Origin of the sequence: Flavobacterium sufflavum, assembly GCF_004016525.1 — a bacterium.
Classification (GTDB): Bacteria; Bacteroidota; Bacteroidia; order Flavobacteriales; family Flavobacteriaceae; genus Flavobacterium; species Flavobacterium sufflavum.
The window spans coordinates 199,345-225,107 of sequence record NZ_SACJ01000005.1 but is presented as its reverse complement, the minus strand read 5'-3'; the positions used below and the strand labels follow the sequence as shown (position 1 = coordinate 225,107).

The following is a 25,763-nucleotide window of genomic DNA, read 5'->3' as shown; positions in this document are numbered from 1 at the left end:
AACCATTCCATAAACCAATAAAAATGTTTTCAAAGATCATCATATTTCCGTTTGTATTACTGGTGCGTTTTTACCAATTGGTAATCTCACCGTTAATGCCAGCTACTTGCAGATACACACCTACCTGTTCTGCTTATATGATTGAAGCCTTAAAAACCCACGGTTTATTTTACGGAGGCTATTTAGGCATAAAAAGAATTCTTAGCTGCCATCCTTGGGGAAAAAGCGGCTACGACCCGGTACCTAAAAAGAAATGTAATCACAAACATTAACCTTTAATTAGTACTGGTTTTACTTTAAATATTTAATTTTACAACATAAAACAAGAATACATGACACAAGCTTTAAACATTGTATGGGATCCATCCGAAGGTATAGATTTAGGTTTTTTTGTAATTAGATATTACAGCTTAATGTTTGTAGTTGCTTTTGGATTAGGCTGGTACATTATGAAAAATATTTTCGAACGCGAAAATGAATCCGTAGAAAAACTAGACTCTTTATTTGTATGGACAGTTCTTGCTACATTAATTGGCGCCAGACTGGGACATGTGTTTTTTTATGATTGGGAATATTTCAGAAACCATTTATCCGAAATCATCTTACCTTTTAGATTCACACCTAAGTTTGAATTCACCGGTTATCAGGGATTAGCCAGCCATGGCGCTGCAATATCCATAATAATTGCAATGTACTTTTACAGCAAAAACATCCTGAAAAGACCTATACTTTGGATTTTAGACCGTGTAGTTATTGCCGTTGCCAGTGGCGCTATTTTTGTCAGATTGGGTAATTTTTTCAACTCTGAAATTGTTGGAAAAGAAACCAACTCTCCTTTTGGCATAAAATTCATTCACGATTATTACAGCAAAGCCGACGCTGTTAATGCTACACAAATTCCTAATCCCAAAGAAGCTTTTAATGCCATAGCAACAAATCCAAAATTTGCGAACCTACTGGCTCAGGTTCCCGTAAAACATCCGGCACAGCTATACGAAGCATTTTGTTACGTATTTGTCTTTGCAATCTTGTTTTTCCTGTATTGGAAAACCGAGGCCAGAAAAAAAGCAGGTTACTTATTTGGACTTTTCCTAGTACTTTTATTTTCAGTTCGAATGGTTGTAGAATCAGTAAAAGAAAGCCAGGGTGGATTTGAAAACGCTTTAGGATTACTTTCTACAGGACAATGGTTAAGTATTCCATTTATCCTGATTGGCTTCTATTTTATATTTACAGCCGAGAAGCCCATTAAAATATAATCCCTCTTTAACATATTAAAAATGCCGTCTACAAAACTTAGACGGCATTTTTTATTCTGTTAAATTCTAAATTTTAAAATCCCAAATTCCAATTATGTGGGATTCAAAAAACTCCATCACAAATCAACTTTTAGGATTAATCCCAATTCAGAGATATATAAAATATATAAATTCTTTCATTTCATCCCTCCACAACTTCTGAAACTGGATCATTGGGATTTGGAATTTCAAAAAAATTGGATTTTGTTTTTTCATAAAAACAAAAAACCACCTAACAAAAGTTAGATGGTTTATTTGAGCCGATAGAGGGACTCGAACCCACGACCTGCTGATTACAAATCAGCTGCTCTAGCCAGCTGAGCTACATCGGCGTCATTATTACGAGTGCAAATATACATCTGAATTTCGTTTTTCCAAAGGAAATCTGCACTTTTTTTCGTTTTTTACAGACTACAAATCGTTGATTTTAGCAACCAATTGATTAGCAGTTTGTTCTAATTCTACATTGATTTGCTTAAAGTGAGCTTTTTTATTCTCAACATTCTTAGCATTCACTTTTGCGATTAAATTATCAAAAGCAGCAATAGCCTCATCAATTAATTTATTCGTTTCCTCAGTAGGTTTTCCTGTTGTAGTAATTTCAAACAAGTAAATTGCTTCAATAATATCTCCTAAAACGTAGTTGATGTCTTTCTTTAAATTCTTAACGTTTGCCATTTTTATTTAATTTTAATTTGCGCTTGCAAAAATACACATAAACTTTCTATTAGCTACTATGAAATGTAAATTTCTAAAATAGAAGCTTTTCCATTCAAAACAAAAGAATCAATTGCCGCCGGAATCAATACCGTATCTCCTTTTTTATAATGGTATTTTTCTCCATTATAATCCAATTCAAAACTTCCCTCAACACACATATAAACAGTAAAAGTCTCTGCTGATTTTTCAATAGACACTTCCCCATCTAAAGGAACAAAATTGGTTGTAAAATAAGGACAGTCTACAACGGCATTAGACTGGTTAACTACTTTATCATATTGCTTATAAGTATCAACCTTGTCATAATTAATAGCATCCAAAGCCTGCTCAATATGCAATTCTCTTCCGTTCCCCTGAGCATCCACTCTGTCAAAATCATAAATGCGATACGTAATATCAGAGGTTTGCTGAATTTCAGCAACTACCAAGCCTGCTCCAATTGCATGAACCGTTCCTGTTTCCAGAAAAAACACATCTCCCGATTTTACCTTCACATCATCCAATATAGAAAGCAAGGTTTTATTCTTTAGATTTTCAACATACTCATTAGCATTCGATTTTTCTTTGAAACCAACTATGATACGGGCATCAGTATCAGCCTGCATAATGTACCACATTTCTGTTTTCCCAAATGAATTATGACGTTCTTTTGCCAAAGCATCATTAGGATGCACCTGAATAGACAAATCTTCGCGGGCATCTAAATATTTAAAAAGTAATGGAAATTGCTTTCCGAATTTCTCATAAACTGCCGTTCCTAAAATTTCGTTTGGAGCCTTATCGATAATCTCCATTAAAGAGCTTCCTTTCAACGCTCCATTAGCTACAACACTCACATCTCCTTCAACTGTAGACAATTCCCAACTTTCACCCGTTGTAGGTGATTCAACCGCCTTTCCTAAAACTGTTTTTAATTTTTCTCCACCCCAGATTCGCTCTTTTAAAATAGGCTCAAATTGTAATGGATATACGTTTTTTATCATTTTTTATATTTTTTTCTCGAAACAAAAGTAGTTATAGCAGCGTTTTTCAAACAAGCACTATCCCATCATTTATATAGATTATTTAGTCAATTTTTGAATCATTTTAGAAACATGCTTCATTCCTATCATACTATCAAACACCATTTGAATTACTCCATGTTCATCTATTAAATAAGTTACTCTTCCCGGCAATAAACCCAAAAAACTGGAAGGCACACCAAAAAGTTTTCGAATAGCCTTATCAGAATCAGACAATAAAACAAAAGGTAAGTTGTGTTTTTCAGCAAATGCCTGATGCGAAACAACATCATCCGAACTAATTCCGATAACCTCAACACCTAATTTTAAAAAATCGTCGTAGTTATCACGAAAACCACAGGCTTGAGCTGTACATTGAGGCGTATTATCTTTTGGGTAAAAATAAATAATTGCGGCTTTTTTACCAATTATGGATTCACTGTCAAAAAAATTCCCAACTGCATCTTTGGCGGTAAATTTTGAAACTACATCACCTACTTTCAAAGCCATTATTCTCCTTTGTAAGTTACAAAATTACGAGGCGTTTCATAAAGTACAACTTCCAAATCAAATTTAGACGCTATTCTCTTTCTCATTTTATTCCAAATAACTACTGCAATATTTTCGGCAGTTGGATTTAGATTTTCAAATTCGGCTACATCTAAATTTAAATTTTTATGATCAAATGCATCCTCAACCTCTTCTTTGATAATATCGGCCAAAATTTTAGCATCCATCACAAAACCAGTTTCCGGATCAATAGCACCGGTAACACTTACAATTAATTCATAATTATGCCCGTGAAAATTAGGATTATTGCACTTCCCAAAAACCGTATCATTTTGTTCAAAAGTCCAATCTTTGCGATACAACCTATGGGCTGCATTAAAATGTGCTTTCCTACTTATTGTTACTCTCATAGTGCAATTTTAAATTCAAAAATTAGCTTTTTTTTTAAAGCTTATGCGCTTCTAAATAATGATAAAATTCGTCAAAAATAATCTTAAACCATACCGTATAATTATCCGGAAAAGAATCAATATCTTCTTTTACAGCATCAATCCCCATCCATTTCCAGGACTCCACTTCTTCAGTATTAATTAAAGGATTTTCGTTGTAATACCCAATCATCACATGATCTAACTCATGTTCGGTTAAACCATTATCAAAAGGCGCTTTATAAATAAAATGAAACAATTCCTTCAATTCAGTTTGAAAACCCATTTCCTCCATCAACCTTCTATTTCCTGCCTGAAGATTTGTTTCGCCTTCACGCTGATGACTGCAACAGGTATTGGTCCACAACATTGGGGAATGGTATTTATGATGTGCCCGTTGTTGCAACATCAATTCATTCTTATCATTCAAAACAAAAACCGAAAAGGCACGGTGTAATACCGCTTTTTCATGAGCTTCAAGTTTAGGCATCAACCCTATTTGCTCATCATTTTCATTAACCAGTATTACGTTTTCTTCTATCATAACTTCTTATAGCTAGACAAAAATACAAAAAAGACAAGGAAACATTCCTACTTTAACGTTCTCTTTCCAATTAATAAATTAAAAAATAAAATCCGCGGTTTTCCCCCTTTCCTTACATTACATCAGTTCAAAAAACCAAACAACACATTTATCCGTAAATAAAATCATAAAACGACTTATAAATAGCTGTTAAATTACGAACTAAACAATATTAAATCCATAATTTGACTCTTATCTTTGTATAAGATTCATTAGTAAAAGCAACATACTCAATACCTAAAAAATTCACCAATGAAAACTAATTCTTTTATTAACTTACTCTTTTTATTGCCTTTATTCATCATTACCGCTTGCGGACAAAACAAACAATATAAAGAAATAGAAAAAATAACAAGCGACAATAAAATTAACAAACCCGGAAATCCATATTATTCGAATACAGATACCACAAAGCTAAATCTTAGCGATGCCGAATGGAAAAAAGTACTTCCTGAAGACGTTTATCTGGTAATGCGAAAAGCTGAAACCGAAACCGCTTTTACAGGAAAATATTGGAATACCGATGAAAAAGGAACCTATTATTGCGCCGCCTGTGGCAATCTATTATTCCGATCTACTGCCAAATTTTCAAGCAGTTGTGGCTGGCCAAGTTTTTTTGAACAAGACAATAAAAAAAGTGTCGTTTACCGAAACGACTTCTCATACAACATGGAACGCATAGAAGCACTTTGCGGAAGATGCGGCGGACACCTAGGACATCTTTTCGATGATGGCCCTCCTCCAACCGGAAAAAGATACTGTATGAACTCTATTGCTCTTGATTTTATTCCTGATAACAAACAATCACAAAATAATAGCACTCAAAAATAGCATTATGAAAAAATCATTCCTACTTATTCTATTTCTATCATTAAACATGACAGGACAAAATCCCTCAAAAAAAAGCAATACTAACCTTGAAACTATAACTCTTGGAGGCGGTTGCTATTGGTGTATTGAAGCCATTTTCGAAAATCTTGTTGGCGTAAAAACGGTAGTTTCCGGTTTTTCAGGAGGAAAAACAGCCAATCCAAGTTACGAAGCAGTTTGCTCCGGAAAAACAGGACATGCCGAAGTAGTACAAATCACTTTTGATAAAACCATTACCAATTTAGACGAAATACTGAAAGTCTTTTTCACCGTTCATGACCCAACTACCTTAAATCGTCAAGGTGCTGATGTAGGTACACAATACCGTTCGGTTATTTTTTACAGAAACGAAGAACAAAGAAAAATAGCTCAAGATATTATCAACGATTTGAATACGAATAAAGTTTACAGCAATCCAATAGTCACTAAAATAGAGCCGTTTAAAAACTTTTATGATGCCGAAGATTATCATCAGGATTATTACGAATACAATAAAAACAAGCCTTATTGCCGAATGGTAATCCAACCTAAATTAGAAAAGTTTGAAAAGGTTTTTAAAGACCGTTTGAAAAACAAAAAATAAATCTTAAACCTCGAATTAACTTACAATTCGAGGTTTTTTATTTAAAGCTTCGCCAATCATCAAAGCGCATTTTTCACCATCAATTGCAGCCGAAATAATTCCACCCGCATAACCTGCTCCTTCTCCACAAGGATACAAGCCTTTTATTTGCAAATGCTCTAATGTAATCCCGTCTCTGGGAATTCGCACCGGCGATGATGTTCTGGATTCAGGCGCGTGAAGAACGGCTTCGTTAGTCATATAACCACGCATGGATTTTCCAAACGCAGTAAAACCTTCACGCAATATTTGCGTTAAAAAGCCAGGAAAAACCTGCCCCAATTCCACCGAAGTAGTCCCCGGAACATAAGAGGTTTTAGGTATTTCTTTCGAAACTTTCGACTGTGTAAAATCAATCATTTTCTGAGCAGGAACTTTTTGGGTTTGCCCCGCCAAATGCCAGGCTTTTTGTTCGATGCTTTTTTGGAATTCCATTCCTGCCAAAGCTCCAAATTTTGCAAAAGCTTTGAAATCTTCTAATTTCAATTCGATCACAATCCCTGAATTCGCAGTAGCCTGATCTCTTTTAGAAGGAGACCAACCGTTAGTCACCACTTCTCCCGGACTGGTAGCACAAGGAGCAATCACACCTCCCGGACACATACAAAAAGAATACATTCCTCTTCCTCCCACCTGCTTTACAATACTGTAAGGTGCCGGCGGCAATAATTCACCACGATAATCACAGCTGTACTGAATGCTGTCAATTAATGATTGTGGATGTTCAGCTCTAACGCCTAAAGCAAAAGGTTTTGCCTCTATAAATATTTTTTTTCTATCCAACAATTCAAAAATATCTCTTGCCGAATGTCCTGTCGCCAAAATTAATTTATTAGCAAGAATTCGATCTCCATTTTGAGTTACAATTCCTTCAACTTCATTATTTTTAACCAAAATATCCATCACACGAGTTTCAAATAAAACCTGACCTCCGCATTCTTTAATTTTCTCGCGAATATCTTCGATAATCTTTGGCAATTTATTAGTCCCAATATGCGGATGTGCATCAACTAAAATATCAGGAGTTGCACCAAAAGCCACCAACAATTCTAAAATCCGATTCACATCGCCTCTTTTCTTAGAACGCGTATATAATTTCCCATCCGAATAGGTTCCAGCCCCACCTTCACCAAAACAATAATTAGAATCCTCATCAACAATATGATCCCGATTGATGGCTTTCAAATCACGACGACGACCACGAACGTCTTTTCCACGTTCGACAACTATTGGTTTCAGACCCAATTCTATCAACTGCAAAGCTGCAAAAAGTCCTGCTGGACCGGCTCCTACAACAATAACTTCCTGGGCATTTGCTACATTAGGGTAATCGGGAAGCTTCAATACATTTTCCTGAATAGTCTCTCCCTCTAAATAAATAAGCACTTTCAAATTGATTTTTATTGCTTTTTGACGCGCATCAATCGAACGTTTTAAAATACTAACATGCTGAATTTCTTCTGGAGCAACTTTTATCTGTTTAGACAAATAATCTTTAAGCAACAATTCGTTTGCAGCTATTTCTGGTGTTACCTGAAGTAAAAGTTCTTTGGGCATGGTATCTTATTTATGCTATTAGCTTTTCTTTTTATGAAATAAGCATGACCGTAAATTAGTTATAATTACCAACAGTAGGATGCGAATTACATATGTCCGATAAAAACAATAGATATCTACATATGAAAAGAAGCTGCAAAAATAATACTTTGAACCGAAATTAAATCAATTAGAAACTTTATCTAGTTCTAAATCTCATTTTGCCACATCGAGTACTTCGTCTTCGCTCGGTATAAACTAAAGTCGAGATGAAGCAAGAGTTCTCGACTTCGCTCGAACTGACAATACAACAAGTTCAAAGCACAAATTTAAGTATAGACTTTGTACCTTTGCTTCTTTAAAACTTTGCACCTATAAAATGTCTAGAAAAATAAAATTGATTTGGGATTTCCGTGGACCTGCTGCTGCAAAAACAGCTGAACATCACGAAATCCACCTAAAAGAATATATTGCTATTGAAAAACTTCCTTTAAATATAACCGGATTCGAAATACAAGGCGAAATGCAAGCCATTGCCTTTATGGTCGTTACCGATGAAAATATGATTCAGGTACGTGATGCTTTGAAACCACATCGAGGAGAGCTTTATTAGAATTCAGATTTCAGAAAGCAAAAGGCAAAAAAAAAAAAAAAGATTTCAGATTAATTGTTTATAACATTAATCTGAAATCTAAATTCTAAAGTCTGCATTCTAAAAATCTAGTTCGCTACTTCACTTATAAATTTGATTCGCATTAAACGCAATTCGTCAATATCATAATCGCCTTCAAATTCCTTTAAAGCTTCTTCTATTTTATCGGTTTTAGATTCCATAAAATAATCATGAATTTCTTCCTGCTGATCTTCATCGAGCATATCGTCAATCCAATATTTAATATTCAGCTTTGTTCCGGAATAAACAATTTGCTCCATCTCCTTAATCAAAGCATCCATTGTTAATCCTTTTGCCTTAGCAATATCATCTAATGACAATTTTCTATCAATATTTTGAATGATATACAATTTATTAGCCGAATTTGTTCCTGTAGATTTCACTACCAAATCATCAGGCCTGATGATATCATTATCCTCTACATATCTGTTGATTAAAGCAATAAATTCAGCACCATATTTCTTAGCCTTACCTTCTCCTACCCCGTGAATATTAATCAATTCAGCTTGAGAAATAGGATATTTCAAAGCCATATCTTCCAAAGATGGTTCCTGAAAAACCACAAAAGGAGGCACTCCTAATTTCTTAGCTACTTTTTTACGCAAATCACGCAACATTTCCATCAAAGCTTCATCGGCAGTACCTGAAGATTTTGCAGCAGTTACAATTGCCTCGTCTTCAGCATCACTGTATTCATGATCTTCAGACATCATAAACGAACTTGGATTAGCAATAAAATCCAATCCTTTTTGAGTGATTTTTACAATCCCGTAAGTTTCAATATCTTTTGATAAAAAACCTTCTACCAAAACCTGTCTCAACAATGCCATCCAATACTTTTCGTCATGAGCTACACCACAACCAAAAAAAGATTGCGAATCGGTACGATGAGCCTTAATAACAGCATTCACGCGTCCTATCAAGGTAAATACAATTTCTTTAGACTTATATAAATGTTTAGTATCACGAACAACTTCCAACAATTTAACAACTTCATTTTTAGCCTCAACTTTCGTTTTTGGATTTCTGACATTGTCATCCATATCGGCTCCTTCGCCTGTTTCGCTGTCGAATTCCTCACCAAAATAATGCAGTAAAAATTTTCTTCTGGACATCGAAGTTTCGGCATAAGCTACCACTTCCTGTAATAAAGCGAAGCCAATTTCCTGCTCAGCTACCGGTTTTCCAGACATGAATTTTTCTAATTTCTCCACATCCTTATAAGAGTAATACGCCAAACAATGCCCTTCGCCTCCATCACGTCCCGCGCGACCTGTTTCCTGATAATAACTTTCTAAGGATTTAGGGATATCGTGATGAATTACAAAACGCACATCGGGTTTGTCGATTCCCATCCCAAAAGCAATGGTTGCTACCACCACCTCCACATCTTCCATCAAAAACATATCCTGATGTTTGGCTCTGGTTTTAGCATCTAAACCGGCGTGATAAGGAACAGCACTAATTCCGTTTACCTTTAGCACATCGGCAATTGCCTCCACTTTTTTTCGGCTCAAACAATAAATCACACCTGATTTCCCTTTATGCTGTTTGATAAATCGAATAATATCAGACTCTACATTCTTAGTTTTTGTACGTACTTCGTAATACAAATTAGGTCTGTTGAACGAAGCCTTAAAAGTAACCGCATTAGACATCTCTAAATTTTTCAGAATATCTTCCTGTACTTTTGGAGTTGCTGTAGCAGTAAGTCCTATTACCGGAACATTGCCTAATTGTTTGATTATATTTTTTAGATTTCTATATTCCGGTCTAAAATCGTGTCCCCATTCTGAGATACAATGCGCTTCATCGATAGCAACAAAAGAAATGGTTACACTTTTTAAGAAATTGACATTTTCTTCTTTGGTTAATGATTCAGGAGCCACATATAACAACTTTGTCAAACCTGAAGTGATGTCTTTTTTAACCTGAGCGGTCTCAGTTTTAGTAAGTGAAGAATTTAAAACATGGGCAATGCCGTTTTCTGAAGACAAACTCCTTATAGCATCAACCTGATTTTTCATTAAAGCGATTAATGGAGAAACTACTACTGCAGTCCCTTCTTGAATTAAAGCAGGTAGCTGGTAACACAACGATTTCCCTCCACCAGTAGGCATTATAACAAATGTATTTTGCTTATTCATTAAGCTTGTAATCACCTGCTCTTGTAATCCCTTAAATTGACTAAAGCCAAAATATTTCTTTAATTCTTTATGGATATCAATTTCGTTTGAATTCATTCTTTATTATCTGGTATTTTGTATAAATTTGCATCACATAAAGATACAAATTTCTTTTACACACACAAATTTTAAACATTCTGTTTTGATATCCAAAGAAAATATATTGGCAATTGCCAAAAAGACCATATTATCTGAAAGTGAGGCAATTGTAAAACTTATTAATTACCTGGATGACAATTTTTCAAAAGCTGTAGAAATTATCTTTCAATCAAAAGGCCGATTAGTTGTTACCGGGATTGGAAAAAGTGCAATCATTGGTCAAAAAATGGTAGCCACCTTCAATTCAACAGGCACTCCTTCTATGTTTCTTCATGCTGCCGAAGCCATTCATGGCGATTTAGGGATGATACAAAAAGACGATGTCATTATTTGCATTTCTAAAAGCGGCAATAGTCCCGAAATTAAAGCACTCATCCCTCTCTTGAAAAGAGACGGAAATCCATTAATAGGAATTAGCGGAAACAGCAGTTCTTTTTTGGCTAAAGGTTCTGATTACGTATTGAACACCACAGTAGATGCCGAAGCCTGCCCTATTAACTTAGCACCAACCAACAGCACAACTGCCCAATTGGTAATGGGAGATGCGCTTGCTATCTGCTTAATGGAAATGCGCGATTTTAAAGCCGAAGATTTTGCCAAATACCATCCTGGAGGCGCTTTAGGAAAAAAACTTTTACTCAAAGTAAAAGACATGATTGAACACAGTCAGAAACCAACTGTAAGTCCGGACACCCCGGTAAAAAAAGTTATTTTCGAGATCTCCGAAAAAAGACTTGGTGTAACCGCAGTAGTAGAAAATAACCAAGTAATCGGAATCATTACCGATGGTGATATCCGTAGAATGTTAAATGACAGGGATACTTTTACTGATTTAACTGCCAAAGATATTATGACCCAAAACCCAAAATCTACTCAATCGAATACGATGGCAATTGACGCACTGCAAATACTGGAAAACCACTCCATTACCCAACTTATCGTAATCGACAATGGCGAATACAAAGGAGTTTTACACCTGCATGACATACTAAAAGAAGGAATCCTATAATGACAAAAAAAAACGTAAACGAAATGTCGTTTCTAGATCATCTTGAAGATTTAAGATGGTTATTAGTTCGTAGTACCATTGCCATAATTATAATGGCTATAATCACTTATTTTTTTAGTGATTTTTTATTTGACACCGTAATCTTTGGCCCTACCCGAGCCAGTTTTTTCACCTATGTCTATTTTTGCGAACTCTCACACAGCCTTGGTTTTGCCGACAGCATCTGTATCACCGAAATGCCTTTTATCATCCAAAACACCGAGATGGAAGGACAGGTTAATGTGTTTATATGGATTTGTATTCTCTTCGGATTCATTTTGAGCTTCCCTTATATTTTATGGGAAATCTGGAAGTTCATAAGCCCAGCACTTTATCAAAACGAAAAGAAAAATGCTAAAGTATTCATCTTCTTTTCTTCTCTATTGTTCTTTATCGGAGTTGTTTTTGGGTATTTTGTAGTCATCCCAATGTCAGTAAACTTCGTGGCAACTTTTACCGTCAGCTCAGTTGTTGTCAATCAATTTACACTGGACTCTTACATTGGTATGGTAAAAACCTCAATATTAGCTAGTGGTTTGTTTTTCGAATTACCCATAATTATCTATTTCCTGACTAAACTAGGACTTGTAACTCCTAATTTCCTGAGAAAATACCGCAAATACGCCATTGTAATTGTATTAATTATTGCAGCTATTGTTACCCCTCCCGATGTGGTGAGCCAAACCATTGTTGCTATACCGATGCTATTAATTTACGAAGCCAGCATCTTTATTTCTGTTTTAGTAGCTAAGAAAGAAAAAGAATAATTAATTGTTAATGTAGTAAGTGATTCGTTTGCTTATTCGTTAATTTGTCGAACAATCAAATTTTACCGATAGTTAAAAAACCAGTACACAATGATTTTAAGAGCTGATAATTTAATAAAAACATACAAAGGAAGAAGTGTTGTAAAAGGTATTTCGGTCGAAGTTAACCAAGGAGAAATCGTTGGTTTATTAGGTCCTAATGGAGCCGGAAAAACCACTTCTTTTTATATGATTGTAGGATTGGTAAAACCAAATGCAGGAAACATCTACCTTGACGATATTGATATTACCCATCACCCAATGTACAAGAGAGCCCAACAAGGTATTGGCTATCTGGCACAGGAAGCTTCGGTTTTTAGAAAATTGAGTATCGAGGATAATATTTTGAGCGTTTTGCAATTGACTAATCTTTCCAAAGAAGCTCAAATAGCTAAAATGGAAAGTTTGATTGCCGAGTTCAGCTTGGAACACATCCGTACCAACCGAGGTGATTTACTTTCAGGAGGAGAGCGTCGTAGAACTGAAATTGCACGCTGCCTTGCTACTGACCCTAAATTTATTTTACTTGACGAACCTTTTGCAGGAGTTGACCCTGTGGCCGTTGAGGATATTCAAAGAATTGTTGCCCAATTAAAAAACAAAAACATCGGAATCCTAATTACCGACCACAACGTTCAGGAAACTCTGGCTATTACCGACAAAACCTATCTAATGTTTGAAGGAGGAATTCTAAAAGCCGGTATCCCTGAAGAATTGGTTGAAGACGAAATGGTACGTAGAGTGTATTTGGGACAAAATTTCGAATTGAGAAAGAAGAAATTAGAGTTTTAAATAAAGTTAGAAAACAGAAATTAGAGGTTAGAATTTAGAATACAGAAAGCAGAAAGAAAAAAAACAGATTCCAGATTAGATGTTTAACATTCTTAATCTGAAATCTGAAATCTGAAATCTGAAATCTGAAATCTGAAATCTGAAATCTGAAATCTGAAATCTGAAATCTGAAATCTGAAATCTGAAATCTGAAATCTGAAATCTGAAATCTGAAACTACTCCTTTGTAATAAACTGTAATTGCTGTAAATCGCCATTAAAGATATTCACATCCACATTTCCTTTTATTCCTGAAACAGTCGCTTTTTCAGTAAATTGCCAAAACAGCCAATCTTCTTTCATTTTTTCCCGATAAAAATTATAATTTGCAATCCAAAAAAGATAATCGGAGAATTCCTCTTTCAAGAAATCATCATAATAGCGTTCTCCAGTATAGATTATCGGTTTTACTTTATAATGCTCTTCAACTGCAATCAACCAACGTTTGAGTCCAATTTTTAATCGTTCAATAGACTGATTTTCGGGTAGTTTTTCAATATCAAGAACAGGAGGCAAATCGCCTTTTTGCAAACGAACCGTTTTTATAAAAAGTTCAGCCTGCTCCAATGAATTTTCATTCGGACGATAGTAATGGTAAGCTCCTCGAATGATCTTATTTTCTTTGGCGTTGAGCCAATTTTCCTTGAATTTTTTATCTAATCGATCCTTTCCTACCGTTGCGCGTATAAAAACAAACGACAGCTTAAAATTGTCATCCATCGTTTCCACGGAATCCCATTCAATTTCTCCCTGATATTCAGAAACATCAATCCCTATTGCTTTATCGTCATTTTTTTCTAAAACCTGATAATTCCGTACATCTGAAATTTGTTTATCTCTAGTCTCTTTATCTAAAACCTTATTGGTTTTAAAACTGAAATAATAGGCTAAGCCATTTCTATAATGATACGCAATACCTAAAAAAAGTAGTGCACAAAAAACAATAACCGCAGTTTGAATTAGCTTTTTCCGGAATACGGAAGGCTTTTTTTTCGGTTTTCGGTAAGTGGTCCTGCGTCGATTATTTTGTTTTGCCATCTAAAGAAAACCTATTATTCACAACTGACAATAACACATAGGCAATAATCACCATTGGAACTCCTGCATATTGAAAAAACACTAATAACAAAAACGAAAGTGTCAAGAAAACAATTTGCAGCAAATTATCTTTGAAAGTAAATTTCTTGATTTTCAATGAAAAAAGAGGGATTTCGGCATTTAAAATATAAGCACTAAAAGCCGTAATAAGCAACAAAACCCACTGACTAGTCAACAACTCTAAAATGAATAAAGAATCAGAATACTTGAGTACTAAAGGCAAGCTCAGCATAAACAAAGAATTAGCAGGTGTTGGTAAACCAATAAAAGAATCAGATTGGCGGGTATCAATATTAAAAAATGCCAAACGATAACAAGAACCCATTGTAATTACAAAACCTAAAAAAGGAATATACGAACAGTTCGAAATATCATGCTGACTATTCAACAACAAATAATACATCACATAACCAGGAACTACTCCGCTAGTAACCATATCCGCTAATGAGTCCAATTGCAAACCTAATTCACCTGTAACTTTAAATAAACGGGCAAAAAAGCCATCAAAAAAGTCAAAGAAAATCCCTAAAAACACAAAGAAAAAAGCAATTTCAAAATCTTGATTACTTACAAAAACCATGGCAATACAACCACAAAAAAGATTCAGTAACGTAATGCTGTTTGGGATGTGTTTTTTAATATTCATTTTTCGATTTGATTTTAAGAATAGCTTCGCAAATTTAATATAATTAACGAATGAGAGCAGCTTTCTTAAACATCAATTTTCAACAGATTCTTTTATTGACAATTTATTTAAAACAAGAAATAAATAAGCTCGCTAAAAAATGATACTTTTGAAAAAAATAGCAAAGACAATTATTATGATGAATATTTTCACTTCAAAAAAAACAATATTCCTTTTATTTTTTCTTAGTTTTTTTAATGCTTTTTGGGCACAAAATATTCAATTATCCAAAGATGCTACAGTAAGCGTGATAACATGTGGTGTTGGAAATGAATCTTATTCCCTTTTTGGGCATACTGCTATTCGAATTAAAGACAATACCAATTTTGTGGATGCCGTTTATAATTATGGTGCCTTTGATTTTAATACGCCTAATTTTGTTCCAAAATTCGCTAAAGGAGATCTTCAATATTTTGCTGTAGTGAGTCCTTATACTGATTTTATCAATCAATATACTTATGAAAACCGTTCTGTAGACGAGCAGCAACTCAATATTCCTCTTGAATTAAAGCAGCAACTCTTCGAAAACCTGAATAACTCATTAGCTTCAGGAGACAGCCATTATACTTATAAATTTATTGACAAAAATTGTACTTCGATGGTGGTGGATATCATCAACAAAACATTAGGTGCTAGTGTAATTACTAAGAAAACCGATACTGAACTAAGCTACCGAAGCATACTATATCCTTATTTCGACAATCATTTTTACGAAAAATTAGGAACCAGTATTATTTTTGGTCCCAAGGTAGATGCTATGGGAACAAAACTATTTTTGCCCTTAGAGTTACAAAAAAGCTTAAAGCTGATTCAGTATAAAAATCAAGCTCTAGCCCCTAAGAACCAAACCATTTTACACTTTGAAGAATCCCATCCAGGTTCCTGGTGGAACAACATATATTCGTACTTAATTTCCCTGGCATTATTAGTAATCCTGAATAAAAAAGGAATTCATTATTTTTATTTTTCACTAATGGGAATACTGGGGTTGTTCTTCCTTTTTATAGGCTTTTATTCTGATCATTTGGAATTAGCCAACAATTACAATGTGCTTTTATTCAATCCTGCATTATTGATTCTGTGTTTTTTTTATGGCACAAAAAACAAGGCATGGATTTACAAATTATCAATATTCAATCTCTTCTGCCTTCTTATTTATTTGGTCATATTAATCAATAAAGCACACTTATTTATTGTATTGCCTTTGATAGTAACATCTGCATATTTCCTGATACAATTGGCTCTGAAAAACAAGAAAGCAATCCCAATCATTATTTAAAGTTTTATTGCCCTCTGTAAAACAAAATGGTTGTTATGGTTTTTAATGAAATATTGAAATCAAGGTAAATACTTCTGTGTTTGATATAATACAAGTCGTATTGTAATTTTATCAAACTCTCTTCGATAGATTCTCCATAGGAATAATTAACCTGTGCCCAACCTGTAAGTCCTGGTTTTATAACGTGTCTGGCCTCATAAAAAGGCATGATTCCGGCAATTTCTTTCACAAAAAAAGGTCTTTCCGGACGTGGCCCTATAACCGCCATTTCTCCCTTAAGAATATTTACAAATTGTGGAAACTCATCGATTCTGGTTTTTCTCATAAATCTTCCAAAAGCCGTAATTCTCTTATCGTTAATAGTAGTAAACACCGCTTTCTCCGATTCGGCATTTTCAATCATAGTTCGAAATTTCAAAATCTTAAAAAATTTACCATCTTTACCTACTCGCTCCTGGGTATAAAACAAACTCCCTTTATTTGCTATTGTATTCATTAAAAAAACAAAAGGAATCAATAGCAAGGTAATAAACAAACCAATAACTGAAACAATAAGCTCCAGTATCCTTACAATTGACAAATACAATCTATTTTGGTTGCTTCGACTAAATGGAAAAAAACGATAAAAATCCCGTTCCACATACTGTACCGGAATACGTTGCGTTTTTTCTTCATATACCTGTGAATATTCCCGAATCAGATTCCCTGATTCCAACAATTTCAATAATTGCTGATACAATTCAGTCGTGATACTATCTGATTTCTGAGTTGCAATTACAATTTCGGTAATGTATTTTTCTTTCACAAAAGCAACTAAATCAATAGGCTTAACACACTCCACATAAGATGAGCAACATTCTGTTTTCCCTTTTGACACACAATTACTCACATAAGCTATAATTTTATAGTGAGGATCTATATTTTCTAAACCAGAAATAAGCTCGTCTAACTGATCCTCATCACATACTAACATCGCATTTTGATGAAAGCGTTTGGAAGCCAGAAAACGCACATAAAACACCCTCCATGAAATCAATGAAAAGAAAACAACAAGTAAAAAAGTTAGAATCTGAAGACGATTCGATGGTAATTCCGGTGAATAAACTGGTGTTAAAAAATAGGCTAAAACTGTTGTTGTAACGGTGAGAATGGCACTTCTGGTAACTTGAAATTCATTACTTGCAACCTGAAGATTATAAAGCTCAAAAATAGTTCCAATGACTTTAAGATAAGCTATCAAAACAACCAAATGAACCAAATTCAAAACGGATGATTTTAAATAAGTCAGTTCAAAGACAAAGCCTACCCAATACAATGACAATACAATGCAAAAAACATCCACAAGATGCAGAATCATTTTCCTTTCGGAGATCTCAAAATGGATTTTATCTTTTGGCATTTCTTCTTTACTTATGTTGATAATATACTGTATAAAATACAATCACAGCCAAGATGGCAAACTATCTTTACTTAAAAAAAAATACTCTTTCAAAAGTCATAATTTCAGTTAAAATACTGCTTTTAACACAAATAAAAAACACTTTACACCATTTCTTTTTTTACTTTTTCAACCGGATTGAATTGTACATTCAACAAAGACAATGCATATACAAAAGCAGGAGCTGCTATTCGCATGGCGGCATGATTAATAGTCAATAACCAAAAAACATAAAAAGAGAAAAAATAAATATTTTGATAATTATTCAAAAAGAGAATAACCGGAGTAATCAAAAGAATTAACAAAATAAATAAACCAAACATTCCGTGTTCTGATAGTAACCTGGTAATTTCATTATGTGAAGCCACCTCTTGTCCCAACATTTGTTCCCGATAGGATTTCCCCATACCGATACCCACTCCTAAAACAGGATTCTCTTTAAAAAGTGTTAACTCCGTTCCCATTATTACTTCCCTACCACCCAAACGATCTTTTTTCTCTCGCCCTGTAGCATCCTGATTTGCATATCTTTTAGTTATTAATCCACTGGTTTGTACCACACTATAACTCCAAATACTCAAAGCCAAAATACCGCTAACAAAAACAATCCACTTTAACTTTCTTTTTCCCGAAGAATTACTAAATAAATAAGCTGCAATCAACATAAAAACAATCATTGCAAAACCTGTAATCACGCCGCCTCTGGAAAAGGTTACAATAGCCCGATAACTTGTTATCACAAAAAGAAAAACATTCAACGCCATCATCCTTCTTGACTTAGACATGAAAATTAATTGGCAGAAAAACACGAACATTCCCAATCCCAAAATGGTTGCCACCTGATTAGGTCCATAACCTCCAGAGGTAGCAAAATTAGATTGGGTACCCCTTACCACATCCCTAACACTTGGATTAAACAATAATAAATAAACTAAAACAGCAATAATGGGTAAGCCAAAAAGGATCACTACATTTTGTAACTGACTATACGCCAAACGCCTTCTGTAACAATATAAAGCACATAATCCCAAACATATGGGACCTGAAATATTAAAAGTAATCGCTTTTCGAACTTCTACATTAACATCCTGATTAGTCATAGTAATGAACACAGCAGGGATAAGCAATAAAAAATACAGCCAATACACAATACTACTTTTTGAAAAACCACTTAAAACAAAGCCTAGTAACATTAATAAAGAAACCACCACCTTGACATATTCATTATTCAAATTTCCTCCTGTCATTCTCAAAAACACTTCTGCACCAACCAGATAGGCTGAGACATATAAAACTTCATTATCCTTATTATTCTTTTTGATAATATAATAAAAACCAAAAACACTAATTAATAGCGCATAAATTTTAGACAAAAAAGGCATATAAAAAATAATAACCGCTATGCCAATATGAATTAGTACCAGATTGATATAATTGATTTCCGATTTACTCATTTATTATCGTTGTTCTTATCCAGTGAATGTATTTTTTTATAATTGAAGCTTCCGAAAAATGCTCCACAATAGTCTGATGGAGATTCTCTGCAAAACTTTCCTGAAGCAAAGGTTCTTCTATTAATTTAATTAGAGATTGACAAAACAAATCAGATTCATTGGAATCTACAATAAAACCATTCTTTCCGTGCTTTATTATCATAGGGATCTCACCAACCCGAGTGACCACAACAGCTTTTTTATACAATCCGTATTCCAAAAGTGCAACCGGAAATCCTTCTATCTGTGAAGTCAAAACAGCAATAGCTGTCTGAGCTAAAATTGTTGGAACGTCTTGTCTGGAACCGTAAACAAAGACATTATTTCCCAAATCAAATTTTAAAATCAAATTTTTAATTTGTTCTGAATAATCATCTTCAAAATCTTTTCCTACTAAATGAAATGTCCATTCTGGATAAGACAATTGCATTTTTTTTGCCACTTCCAACAATAAAAAATGATTCTTCTCTACCCTCAGGTTCGCCAAAGATACTATTCGTTTTCCTTCGATCCCTTTTAAAACAGTATTTCCCAAAACCTCATTGTCTTTAGAAGGAAAATTAGGCAAATAAACAACATTTTTAGAATTCATTTTTACCTCTGCCCAATTTTTCAAATTTTGATTGACTGCTATAATTCCATTAAAAAAAGGCAAGATCATCCTTAAAACCAATAATCTATTTTTTGACAATAACTCACTTCCTCCATAGTGAAGATGCCAAATCAATTTTACAGAAGGATTAATTATTTTCAATGAAAAGGCCAAAAAAAAGGAAGTACTATGCGCATGAATATGAGTGACCTTGTTTTTCAAAACAAAAGACCGCATTCTAAATAGTGCCCCAAAATCAACTGTACTTTTTTTATTCAAAAACAAATAGGAAACATTTGGATGAATGCAATGCAATAAAGCACCTTCTTTCCGGGTAGTCACCAAACCAGAGAATTCAATTTCATCAGCAAGTGCATTGGCATAATTCACTGCCATACGCTCCGATCCACCCACTTCTAAGGAATCTATTAACTGTACGACTCTCATGCTTGTAACAGTTTTTGAATTTCATTTTCAAAAAAATCTAAAGTATAGTTTCCTGACCAATCCATTGCGGCTTTACTTTTGCTTTCAAAATCCATTGGATTATTAATCAATTGATTAATTGCAGCCATGTCTTTCTCTAAATCCATTTCTAACAAAAGCCCTCTTTTACCCTGGTCTAACATAGCAGAAATGCAGGAAACGGCAGTTGCCAGAGGAACAGCTCCCCAAAACATACCCTCGGCAATGACTTTGGGCCAACCTTCACTTTTAGAAGGTAAAACTACAAAATGACTGTACTGATAGGCTTTTTTTAAGACTTCCTTATTTTGATTCCCGTGTAAAACAATATACTCTTCAAGATTATTTACTTCAATATAGTTTTCTAAAGATACTCTAAGCACTCCCTCTCCATAGATGTCCAAAACCACATTTTTGTTCGTTTGACGTAATTGTTCCAATAGTTGAATAGCATACAGAGGATTTTTTCCCTCCACCAGACTACCCACAAACATCAATTTTATTTTTGCATCTGGATTTATTGTTTTTTCCACAACTTCTTTCTCCTTTTCAGCGTAAGTAGCCGTAAAAAAAGATTTAATATTTCGAGATTGATTCGGCCATTCGCCATATACCAATACCTCCATGTTACGGGTCAAAAAAGTATTGGATAAAATCCATTTTTGTAAACGATAGCTCCACGGCTGTTTCGAATTTAAGTCCCAGTTTCCGGCATATTTTGCTGTTTTAGGCTTTGAAGGAAAAAAGAGCTGTACAATACAAGCCAGTAAACCCATATTCCCTGGACAACGCAAATGAATGTGATCGGATTGCTTCATGGCTAAAACTATTTCCAGAAGAATTTTAGGCAATTTAAAAATAGAGGAAATCGTGTTTTTTAAATTAGTAAAACTAAGATGTGAAACTTTTCGAAAATCAATGTTTTTATGTTTGTAAAAACTATCTATAGCTGTTGGTTTCGTGCTCTCTAATGGGGCAACAACAATTAACTCATCGACATATTTTAACCAAATGTTCATTTCCCGAACATAGGGAGCATAGCCATAGTATTGCTGCTGTTCTATAGTGTGGGCTACATGTGTAACAATTAAAAACTTCATCTACTCAAAATTTATCGGTAGTTTTTCGCTTCTACTAATTAAACAACCTTAGCAAATATACCTATAAAAACATTTGAAAAGCAAATCGTTACTTTTATAAAAATACTCACAAATTACACTTATTTAACGACTGAAGACAGATTTTTATTTTTCTATGTTTTGATGAATTACGTCCAAATAAAACTGAATATTCTTTTGAATCAGCATTTTAATGTCAAAAGCTTTCAAAACATACTTTACAGCATTCAATCCCATTTGCTTTGCTTCTGATTTATGTTCAAATACCCATATTATTTTTTCGGCAATATCCTTTGGATTATATGGATTACATAACAATCCCGTTTGTCCGTCTAGAATAATTTCAGATCCCGGTCCTTTGTTGGTAAAAACAACCGGTTTTTGCATTGCCATTGCTTCTGGCGCGACTAATCCCAAAGTCTCCATATGAGATGGGAAAACACAGACGGCTGCTTCAGCATATTTAGAGGGAAGAGTCGTTAAAGGAACAGCTCCATGAAAACAAATATCATTGGCTATTATCCCTAATGGTTTCAATTCTTTTTCTTTCAGCATTGCAATGTAAGAACTTCCATCCGGAAAAAACCAATCCCTGCCATATATTTCAAGAGTTGCATTAGGGAATTCTTTTTTTACAAACGGGAAAGCTTGTATTAATTGGCGTATGCCTTTTTTTTCACAAACCGTACCTACAAAAACGATTTTATTTTCTGATTCGTTTCCTATAATTGGTTTAAAAAAATCGGTATCAATAGGGTTGTTAATATATGCTAAAGGCTTGTTATGGTAACTTAAATATTTTTCCGTGTGATTTTTAACATAATGAGAAACTGCAATAAAAGCATCACTGTTTTTAAAAGACTTTTTTTCCTGAAATCCTTTCCATTGATTAATACCTCTATTTTCTGCTTCGGTAAAAAAATGATGCCCGCCATGCAATCGGATGATGTACTTGATATTCTTTATTTTCTTAATAAATGCCAAACCAAGTTCAGAAGACTCAATAATCTGTATCGAATCTTGCCTATGAATTTGGTCTATTTTATTATTGATTGCCTTGAAATTAAAATACCAAGCTAAACCTTTTACTGTACTTCTTTTTAACCGATAAATATTTACACCATCAACAATTTGGGTTTCATCGTTTGGAATATAATTAATTCCGATTACCGATACTTTTATTCCTTTATTTACCAATGCAGATGCCATCGTTTTCACAAAACTACCTATCCCTCCATGAGGGAATCCTTCTTTGGGATATTCACTTGTTAGAAAACAGATATGCATATTAAATTTAATTATATTTTTTGTCTAATATTACAGGACGCATTCTTATAATCAGCAATCACCGTTTCTTTCCATCGTAGCATTTCATTAGTATTGTACCCACTATTTGTTAGTTTTTCTACAAACTCTTCTTTATTATTGAGCCAAATTACAGCATCTTGACTCGGCATACTTTTAAAATGTTGAAATTGATAAATGGTTTTAACAGACCAATCCTTCTCTTTTTTGTTTTCTTGGTCGTAATTAATAAACATACAAGGTTTGTTTAATATCGCAAAATCAAAAGCCATTGTGGAACCTACATTAACCACCACATCAGAATAAAACACTGTACTGACCAATAATTTAACATCCTCTCTGGAAGGATAAACAGCACTCCATTCTTTGGAGGAATTACAATGCCATAAAGGTGCAACTTCTTTAATCAAATTACTATATTCCCTTACTACTGAATCGAATCTTCCTGAAAAATCTACAGGACATTTTCTAAACAAAATTTGATATTCATGCTGTAAATTCGCTTTAGTCAATTCGGCAGCAATATCTTTTAAATAACTGGGGTCATCAGGTGAGGTTTTGATATCATCACCCGAAAAACAAATGATTTTTTTATTTGGATCAAAATTATATTTTTCGAAAAAGAGTTTTTTCTCTATAATATTTGTTTGATCCCCATAAAACTCAAATTGAGGTGTTCCGGTAACATGAACCTGCTCTTGAAGAATTTCAGGATAATACAATGCCATTTCCGCTTTCATATACTCAGACCAAACCAAATAATTATCTGCACGCAATGCTAATCTTGCTTTATGCAGATTATCCCAAGAGTAGATTACGGTAGTTGTAGGGATTCCTAAATCTTTTGCAGCGGCAAAAACAGGAGCAGCTTTCAAGCCACGTTGATGAGAACAAAAAACGGCTTTAGGCTGCATTTCCTCTAAAATTACTTTCATCTCATCATAAAAAGAATTTTTACGAATCGCCTTCTGATAACGTTGTTCTAATTTTAGAATTGTAGAATACTTTTTAAAAAAAGGCGCTATTTTTTCAATGCCCTTATAAAACAAACTTTTTGAAAGTGTTTTTTGTTTCCAATTCCAATTAGTTAATACAATAGGATTAGAAGTCGACACAGCATTATAATACAATCTGGAAAGACATATTAATTCCCGTAAAAATTTTTCTTGTATTGATTCTTTGTATTCAGGAATAAGTATGTCATCAGATAAAGAAGTCTGCCCTTTTAATGTGGTTATAGTAGCCGGATCAAAATTATGAAATAATACTAAATCATCCTGAATCCCCTTAAAAACATCTGAATAAAGATAATTTCGAACACCAATCCCATCAGGAAACAGGAGGACTATTTTTTCTTTCTTTATCATAAAACTTTATTATTCTATTTTAAAAAATCATTCTATAATTTGCTTTATTATTCAGTAAAAAAATCGTTAATAATTCGAGCTGTAAAAATTCTGGCTCCAGCATTATTCATGTGACCACAAGATGAGAAAAATTTATCTTCCACCACTACATTTTCATAATTATGAATTTCCGGATAGGCTTTTTTCACTTTATCAAAATAGTCAATTCCTTTGGTGTTTTCACACATTGGAGTCATCACTGCAATAAAGTTAATTTTATTAGCTACGCAAATACTCTTGATTTCTTCGTAATATTTGTTCTTTAGTGGTTTTAAAGCTCTGATATTATTTTTCATATTCCCTTTTTTATTACCTAAAGCATGGTATCCTCCTTTATCCAAAACATTCGTGGGTTGCCTACTTAAGGTTTTATAAAATTCCCGAAATCCTATTAATCCATCAAAATTGACGTAACGATAAAAAGGAAGATAATATAAATAATTAAAATCGGCTTCATTTAAGAAATGCTTTTTAATGATTTCCGAATCATGAATATAAGGCAAAAATTTAGCTGCTACGGTTTCAGAACGTTTATCATTAGACAAATTCAAATCGGCTTCGAGAATTACTGTTTTTATTTTGTAGTTACGTTCTAACATTAATTTCAACATCAAATCTGCTTCGAACAAATGACCGCCACTCATTCCATAATTAAAAGTTTTTAGTCCTTTTTGCTCAAACATTTCAGTCACAAAATGATTATTGGCACGGGAAGACCCTAAAATCACCACATCATAATTTCTGGATTTGGAGTTATAAACGTATTCTATTTTATTCCGGTTATTGGATTGCAGGTATACGGAGGTATAACAGTAGTCTAATATTATAGCTAACACCACTATTATGATTATTGTTTTTATAGTAAATCCTAAAAATTGCTTCATTCTATTAATTAATCTTTTTTATTCATTTTTTACTTCAATCTCATCTCGACTACTCTCGAGGTCATATACATCATCACCCCCCCCATTGTCAAGTCGAGTGAAATTGAGACTTCATCTTATCTCTTGACTACGCTAGCCCCTCAACTCCGCTCGGGGTGACAAACGTTATCGTTCAACTTACGCTCATTGTCAGGTCGAGCGAAGTCGAGACCCTTACAAATCTTCCTCCCTCATTTTGTCTTTATATTTGCTATGAGTTTCATTCCTGCATTCCGACAACCTTTGCAATTCATCATAATTCTCATCTATCAAAGCTTGTTTCTTTAGCCTACTCCACTTTTTTATCTTTTTTTCAAAATCAATAGCTTGATTAGGCTCTGTAAATTCCTGACAAAAAACCAACTCAACTGGTCTCCTTTTATGAGTATAAGCATCAGGATATTTCCCTCCATTATGTTCTAAAACTCTTCTTTCGATATTAGAAGTGATTCCTACGTACAATGAATTATCGCTGCATTTTAAAATATAAACATAATAGAACTTCATAATCTAAAATTTATAATTAAAATTATTTCAATTATTCTGTATTTCAACTCAGATGCCTCTCGACTTCGCTCGAGGTGACAAACGTTATCGTTCAACTTACGATCATTGTCAGGTCGAGCGAAGTCGAGACCCTCTTCTTTTCTCTATCTCATCTCGACTAAACTCGCCTCTCGACTTCGCTCGAGGTGACAAACATTATCCCTCAACTTATCCGCTTTGTCATCCCAAGCCTTTTAGCTATCGC

At 34.0% G+C, this 25,763-nt stretch carries 26 protein-coding genes and 1 tRNA gene; 9 read left to right on the top strand and 18 right to left on the bottom strand.

The features are described 5' to 3' along the window. Positions 1-23: 23 nt before the first annotated feature. Both yidD and lgt read left to right on the top strand, forming a co-directional pair. Positions 24-272 carry a membrane protein insertion efficiency factor YidD gene (gene yidD, locus EOD40_RS10735; protein ID WP_128195378.1) on the top strand — a complete coding sequence of 83 codons (249 nt, stop codon included), beginning with the start codon at positions 24-26 and terminating at the stop codon, positions 270-272. A gap of 60 nt (positions 273-332) precedes the next feature. Next, positions 333-1,259: a prolipoprotein diacylglyceryl transferase gene (gene lgt, locus EOD40_RS10730; RefSeq protein WP_128195376.1), complete on the top strand. Its 927-nt coding sequence runs from the start codon at positions 333-335 to the stop codon at positions 1,257-1,259. 297 nt (positions 1,260-1,556) lie between these two features. On the opposite strand, the gene EOD40_RS10725 is transcribed toward lgt, so the two are convergent. The 6 genes from EOD40_RS10725 to idi form a co-directional block, all read right to left on the bottom strand. Further along, a tRNA-Thr gene (locus tag EOD40_RS10725) sits at positions 1,557-1,630 on the bottom strand. A gap of 79 nt (positions 1,631-1,709) precedes the next feature. Continuing rightward, the gene (locus EOD40_RS10720; protein ID WP_128195374.1) at positions 1,710-1,976 is read right to left on the bottom strand and encodes a hypothetical protein; all 267 of its coding nucleotides are present in this window, start codon (positions 1,974-1,976) and stop codon (positions 1,710-1,712) included. A gap of 56 nt (positions 1,977-2,032) precedes the next feature. Beyond that, positions 2,033-3,001, bottom strand: coding sequence for a type I phosphomannose isomerase catalytic subunit (locus EOD40_RS10715; RefSeq protein WP_128195372.1), 969 nt, complete (start codon positions 2,999-3,001; stop codon positions 2,033-2,035). Positions 3,002-3,079: 78 nt separating this feature from the next. Beyond that, positions 3,080-3,529 (bottom strand): peroxiredoxin, encoded by a 450-nt coding sequence (locus tag EOD40_RS10710; RefSeq protein ID WP_164905467.1) that lies wholly within the window; start codon positions 3,527-3,529, stop codon positions 3,080-3,082. Continuing rightward, positions 3,529-3,939, bottom strand: a complete 411-nt coding sequence (locus EOD40_RS10705) for a 6-pyruvoyl trahydropterin synthase family protein (protein WP_128195368.1) — start codon at positions 3,937-3,939, stop codon at positions 3,529-3,531. The genes EOD40_RS10710 and EOD40_RS10705 overlap by 1 nt, the downstream gene beginning before the upstream one ends. 34 nt (positions 3,940-3,973) lie before the next feature. Then, the gene (gene idi / locus EOD40_RS10700; protein WP_128195366.1) at positions 3,974-4,501 is read right to left on the bottom strand and encodes an isopentenyl-diphosphate Delta-isomerase; all 528 of its coding nucleotides are present in this window, start codon (positions 4,499-4,501) and stop codon (positions 3,974-3,976) included. Between the two features lie 291 nt (positions 4,502-4,792). On the opposite strand from idi, the gene msrB reads away from it, so the two are divergent. Together msrB and msrA are read left to right on the top strand one after the other, a co-directional pair. After that, on the top strand, positions 4,793-5,371 hold the full coding sequence (gene msrB / locus EOD40_RS10695; protein WP_128195364.1) for a peptide-methionine (R)-S-oxide reductase MsrB: 579 nt from the start codon (positions 4,793-4,795) through the stop codon (positions 5,369-5,371). Positions 5,372-5,375: 4 nt separating this feature from the next. Next, on the top strand, positions 5,376-5,993 hold the full coding sequence (gene msrA, locus EOD40_RS10690) for a peptide-methionine (S)-S-oxide reductase MsrA (RefSeq protein ID WP_128195362.1): 618 nt from the start codon (positions 5,376-5,378) through the stop codon (positions 5,991-5,993). 15 nt (positions 5,994-6,008) lie between these two features. On the opposite strand, the gene EOD40_RS10685 is transcribed toward msrA, so the two are convergent. After that, positions 6,009-7,589, bottom strand: a complete 1,581-nt coding sequence (locus tag EOD40_RS10685; protein ID WP_128195360.1) for an NAD(P)/FAD-dependent oxidoreductase — start codon at positions 7,587-7,589, stop codon at positions 6,009-6,011. A 358-nt stretch (positions 7,590-7,947) separates the two neighbouring features. Between EOD40_RS10685 and EOD40_RS10680 the strand changes: the two genes are divergently transcribed. Continuing rightward, positions 7,948-8,181: a hypothetical protein gene (locus EOD40_RS10680; RefSeq protein ID WP_128195358.1), complete on the top strand. Its 234-nt coding sequence runs from the start codon at positions 7,948-7,950 to the stop codon at positions 8,179-8,181. Between the two features lie 107 nt (positions 8,182-8,288). On the opposite strand, the gene EOD40_RS10675 is transcribed toward EOD40_RS10680, so the two are convergent. Further along, positions 8,289-10,484, bottom strand: coding sequence for an ATP-dependent DNA helicase RecQ (locus EOD40_RS10675; RefSeq protein ID WP_128195356.1), 2,196 nt, complete (start codon positions 10,482-10,484; stop codon positions 8,289-8,291). Positions 10,485-10,569: 85 nt separating this feature from the next. Here EOD40_RS10675 and EOD40_RS10670 point away from each other — a divergent pair, with 85 nt between their 5' ends. From EOD40_RS10670 to lptB, 3 genes are all read left to right on the top strand, one after another. Then, the gene (locus EOD40_RS10670; RefSeq protein ID WP_164905466.1) at positions 10,570-11,535 is read left to right on the top strand and encodes a KpsF/GutQ family sugar-phosphate isomerase; all 966 of its coding nucleotides are present in this window, start codon (positions 10,570-10,572) and stop codon (positions 11,533-11,535) included. Further along, positions 11,535-12,341 carry a twin-arginine translocase subunit TatC gene (gene tatC, locus EOD40_RS10665; RefSeq protein WP_128195354.1) on the top strand — a complete coding sequence of 269 codons (807 nt, stop codon included), beginning with the start codon at positions 11,535-11,537 and terminating at the stop codon, positions 12,339-12,341. Before EOD40_RS10670 ends, tatC begins: the two co-directional genes overlap by 1 nt. A gap of 90 nt (positions 12,342-12,431) precedes the next feature. Next, positions 12,432-13,172 (top strand): LPS export ABC transporter ATP-binding protein, encoded by a 741-nt coding sequence (gene lptB, locus EOD40_RS10660; protein WP_128195352.1) that lies wholly within the window; start codon positions 12,432-12,434, stop codon positions 13,170-13,172. Between the two features lie 215 nt (positions 13,173-13,387). On the opposite strand, the gene EOD40_RS10650 is transcribed toward lptB, so the two are convergent. Together EOD40_RS10650 and EOD40_RS10645 are read right to left on the bottom strand one after the other, a co-directional pair. Beyond that, positions 13,388-14,248 (bottom strand): glycoside hydrolase family 25 protein, encoded by an 861-nt coding sequence (locus EOD40_RS10650; protein WP_128195348.1) that lies wholly within the window; start codon positions 14,246-14,248, stop codon positions 13,388-13,390. Next, positions 14,232-14,954: a CDP-alcohol phosphatidyltransferase family protein gene (locus EOD40_RS10645; protein ID WP_128195346.1), complete on the bottom strand. Its 723-nt coding sequence runs from the start codon at positions 14,952-14,954 to the stop codon at positions 14,232-14,234. The genes EOD40_RS10650 and EOD40_RS10645 overlap by 17 nt, the downstream gene beginning before the upstream one ends. A 148-nt stretch (positions 14,955-15,102) precedes the next feature. Between EOD40_RS10645 and EOD40_RS10640 the strand changes: the two genes are divergently transcribed. Further along, complete coding sequence (locus EOD40_RS10640; protein WP_231129609.1) at positions 15,103-16,272, top strand: lipoprotein N-acyltransferase Lnb domain-containing protein; 1,170 nt, start codon at positions 15,103-15,105, stop codon at positions 16,270-16,272. 4 nt (positions 16,273-16,276) lie between these two features. On the opposite strand, the gene EOD40_RS10635 is transcribed toward EOD40_RS10640, so the two are convergent. From EOD40_RS10635 to EOD40_RS10600, 8 genes are all read right to left on the bottom strand, one after another. Next, positions 16,277-17,671 (bottom strand): exopolysaccharide biosynthesis polyprenyl glycosylphosphotransferase, encoded by a 1,395-nt coding sequence (locus tag EOD40_RS10635; RefSeq protein WP_231129608.1) that lies wholly within the window; start codon positions 17,669-17,671, stop codon positions 16,277-16,279. 143 nt (positions 17,672-17,814) lie between these two features. After that, complete coding sequence (locus EOD40_RS10630) at positions 17,815-19,164, bottom strand: O-antigen ligase family protein (RefSeq protein ID WP_128195344.1); 1,350 nt, start codon at positions 19,162-19,164, stop codon at positions 17,815-17,817. Next, positions 19,157-20,242, bottom strand: coding sequence for a glycosyltransferase family 4 protein (locus tag EOD40_RS10625; protein ID WP_128195342.1), 1,086 nt, complete (start codon positions 20,240-20,242; stop codon positions 19,157-19,159). Before EOD40_RS10625 ends, EOD40_RS10630 begins: the two co-directional genes overlap by 8 nt. After that, the gene (locus EOD40_RS10620; protein WP_128195340.1) at positions 20,239-21,360 is read right to left on the bottom strand and encodes a glycosyltransferase family 4 protein; all 1,122 of its coding nucleotides are present in this window, start codon (positions 21,358-21,360) and stop codon (positions 20,239-20,241) included. Before EOD40_RS10620 ends, EOD40_RS10625 begins: the two co-directional genes overlap by 4 nt. Positions 21,361-21,504: 144 nt before the next feature. Beyond that, positions 21,505-22,665, bottom strand: a complete 1,161-nt coding sequence (locus EOD40_RS10615) for a glycosyltransferase family 4 protein (protein ID WP_128195338.1) — start codon at positions 22,663-22,665, stop codon at positions 21,505-21,507. A gap of 11 nt (positions 22,666-22,676) precedes the next feature. Then, entirely contained in the window at positions 22,677-24,050 is a 1,374-nt protein-coding gene (locus EOD40_RS10610; RefSeq protein ID WP_128195336.1) for a CDP-glycerol glycerophosphotransferase family protein, read from the bottom strand. Positions 24,051-24,097: 47 nt separating this feature from the next. Further along, positions 24,098-24,973: a hypothetical protein gene (locus EOD40_RS10605; RefSeq protein ID WP_128195334.1), complete on the bottom strand. Its 876-nt coding sequence runs from the start codon at positions 24,971-24,973 to the stop codon at positions 24,098-24,100. A 213-nt stretch (positions 24,974-25,186) separates the two neighbouring features. Next, positions 25,187-25,519, bottom strand: coding sequence for a GIY-YIG nuclease family protein (locus tag EOD40_RS10600; RefSeq protein ID WP_128195332.1), 333 nt, complete (start codon positions 25,517-25,519; stop codon positions 25,187-25,189). Positions 25,520-25,763 lie beyond the last annotated feature (244 nt).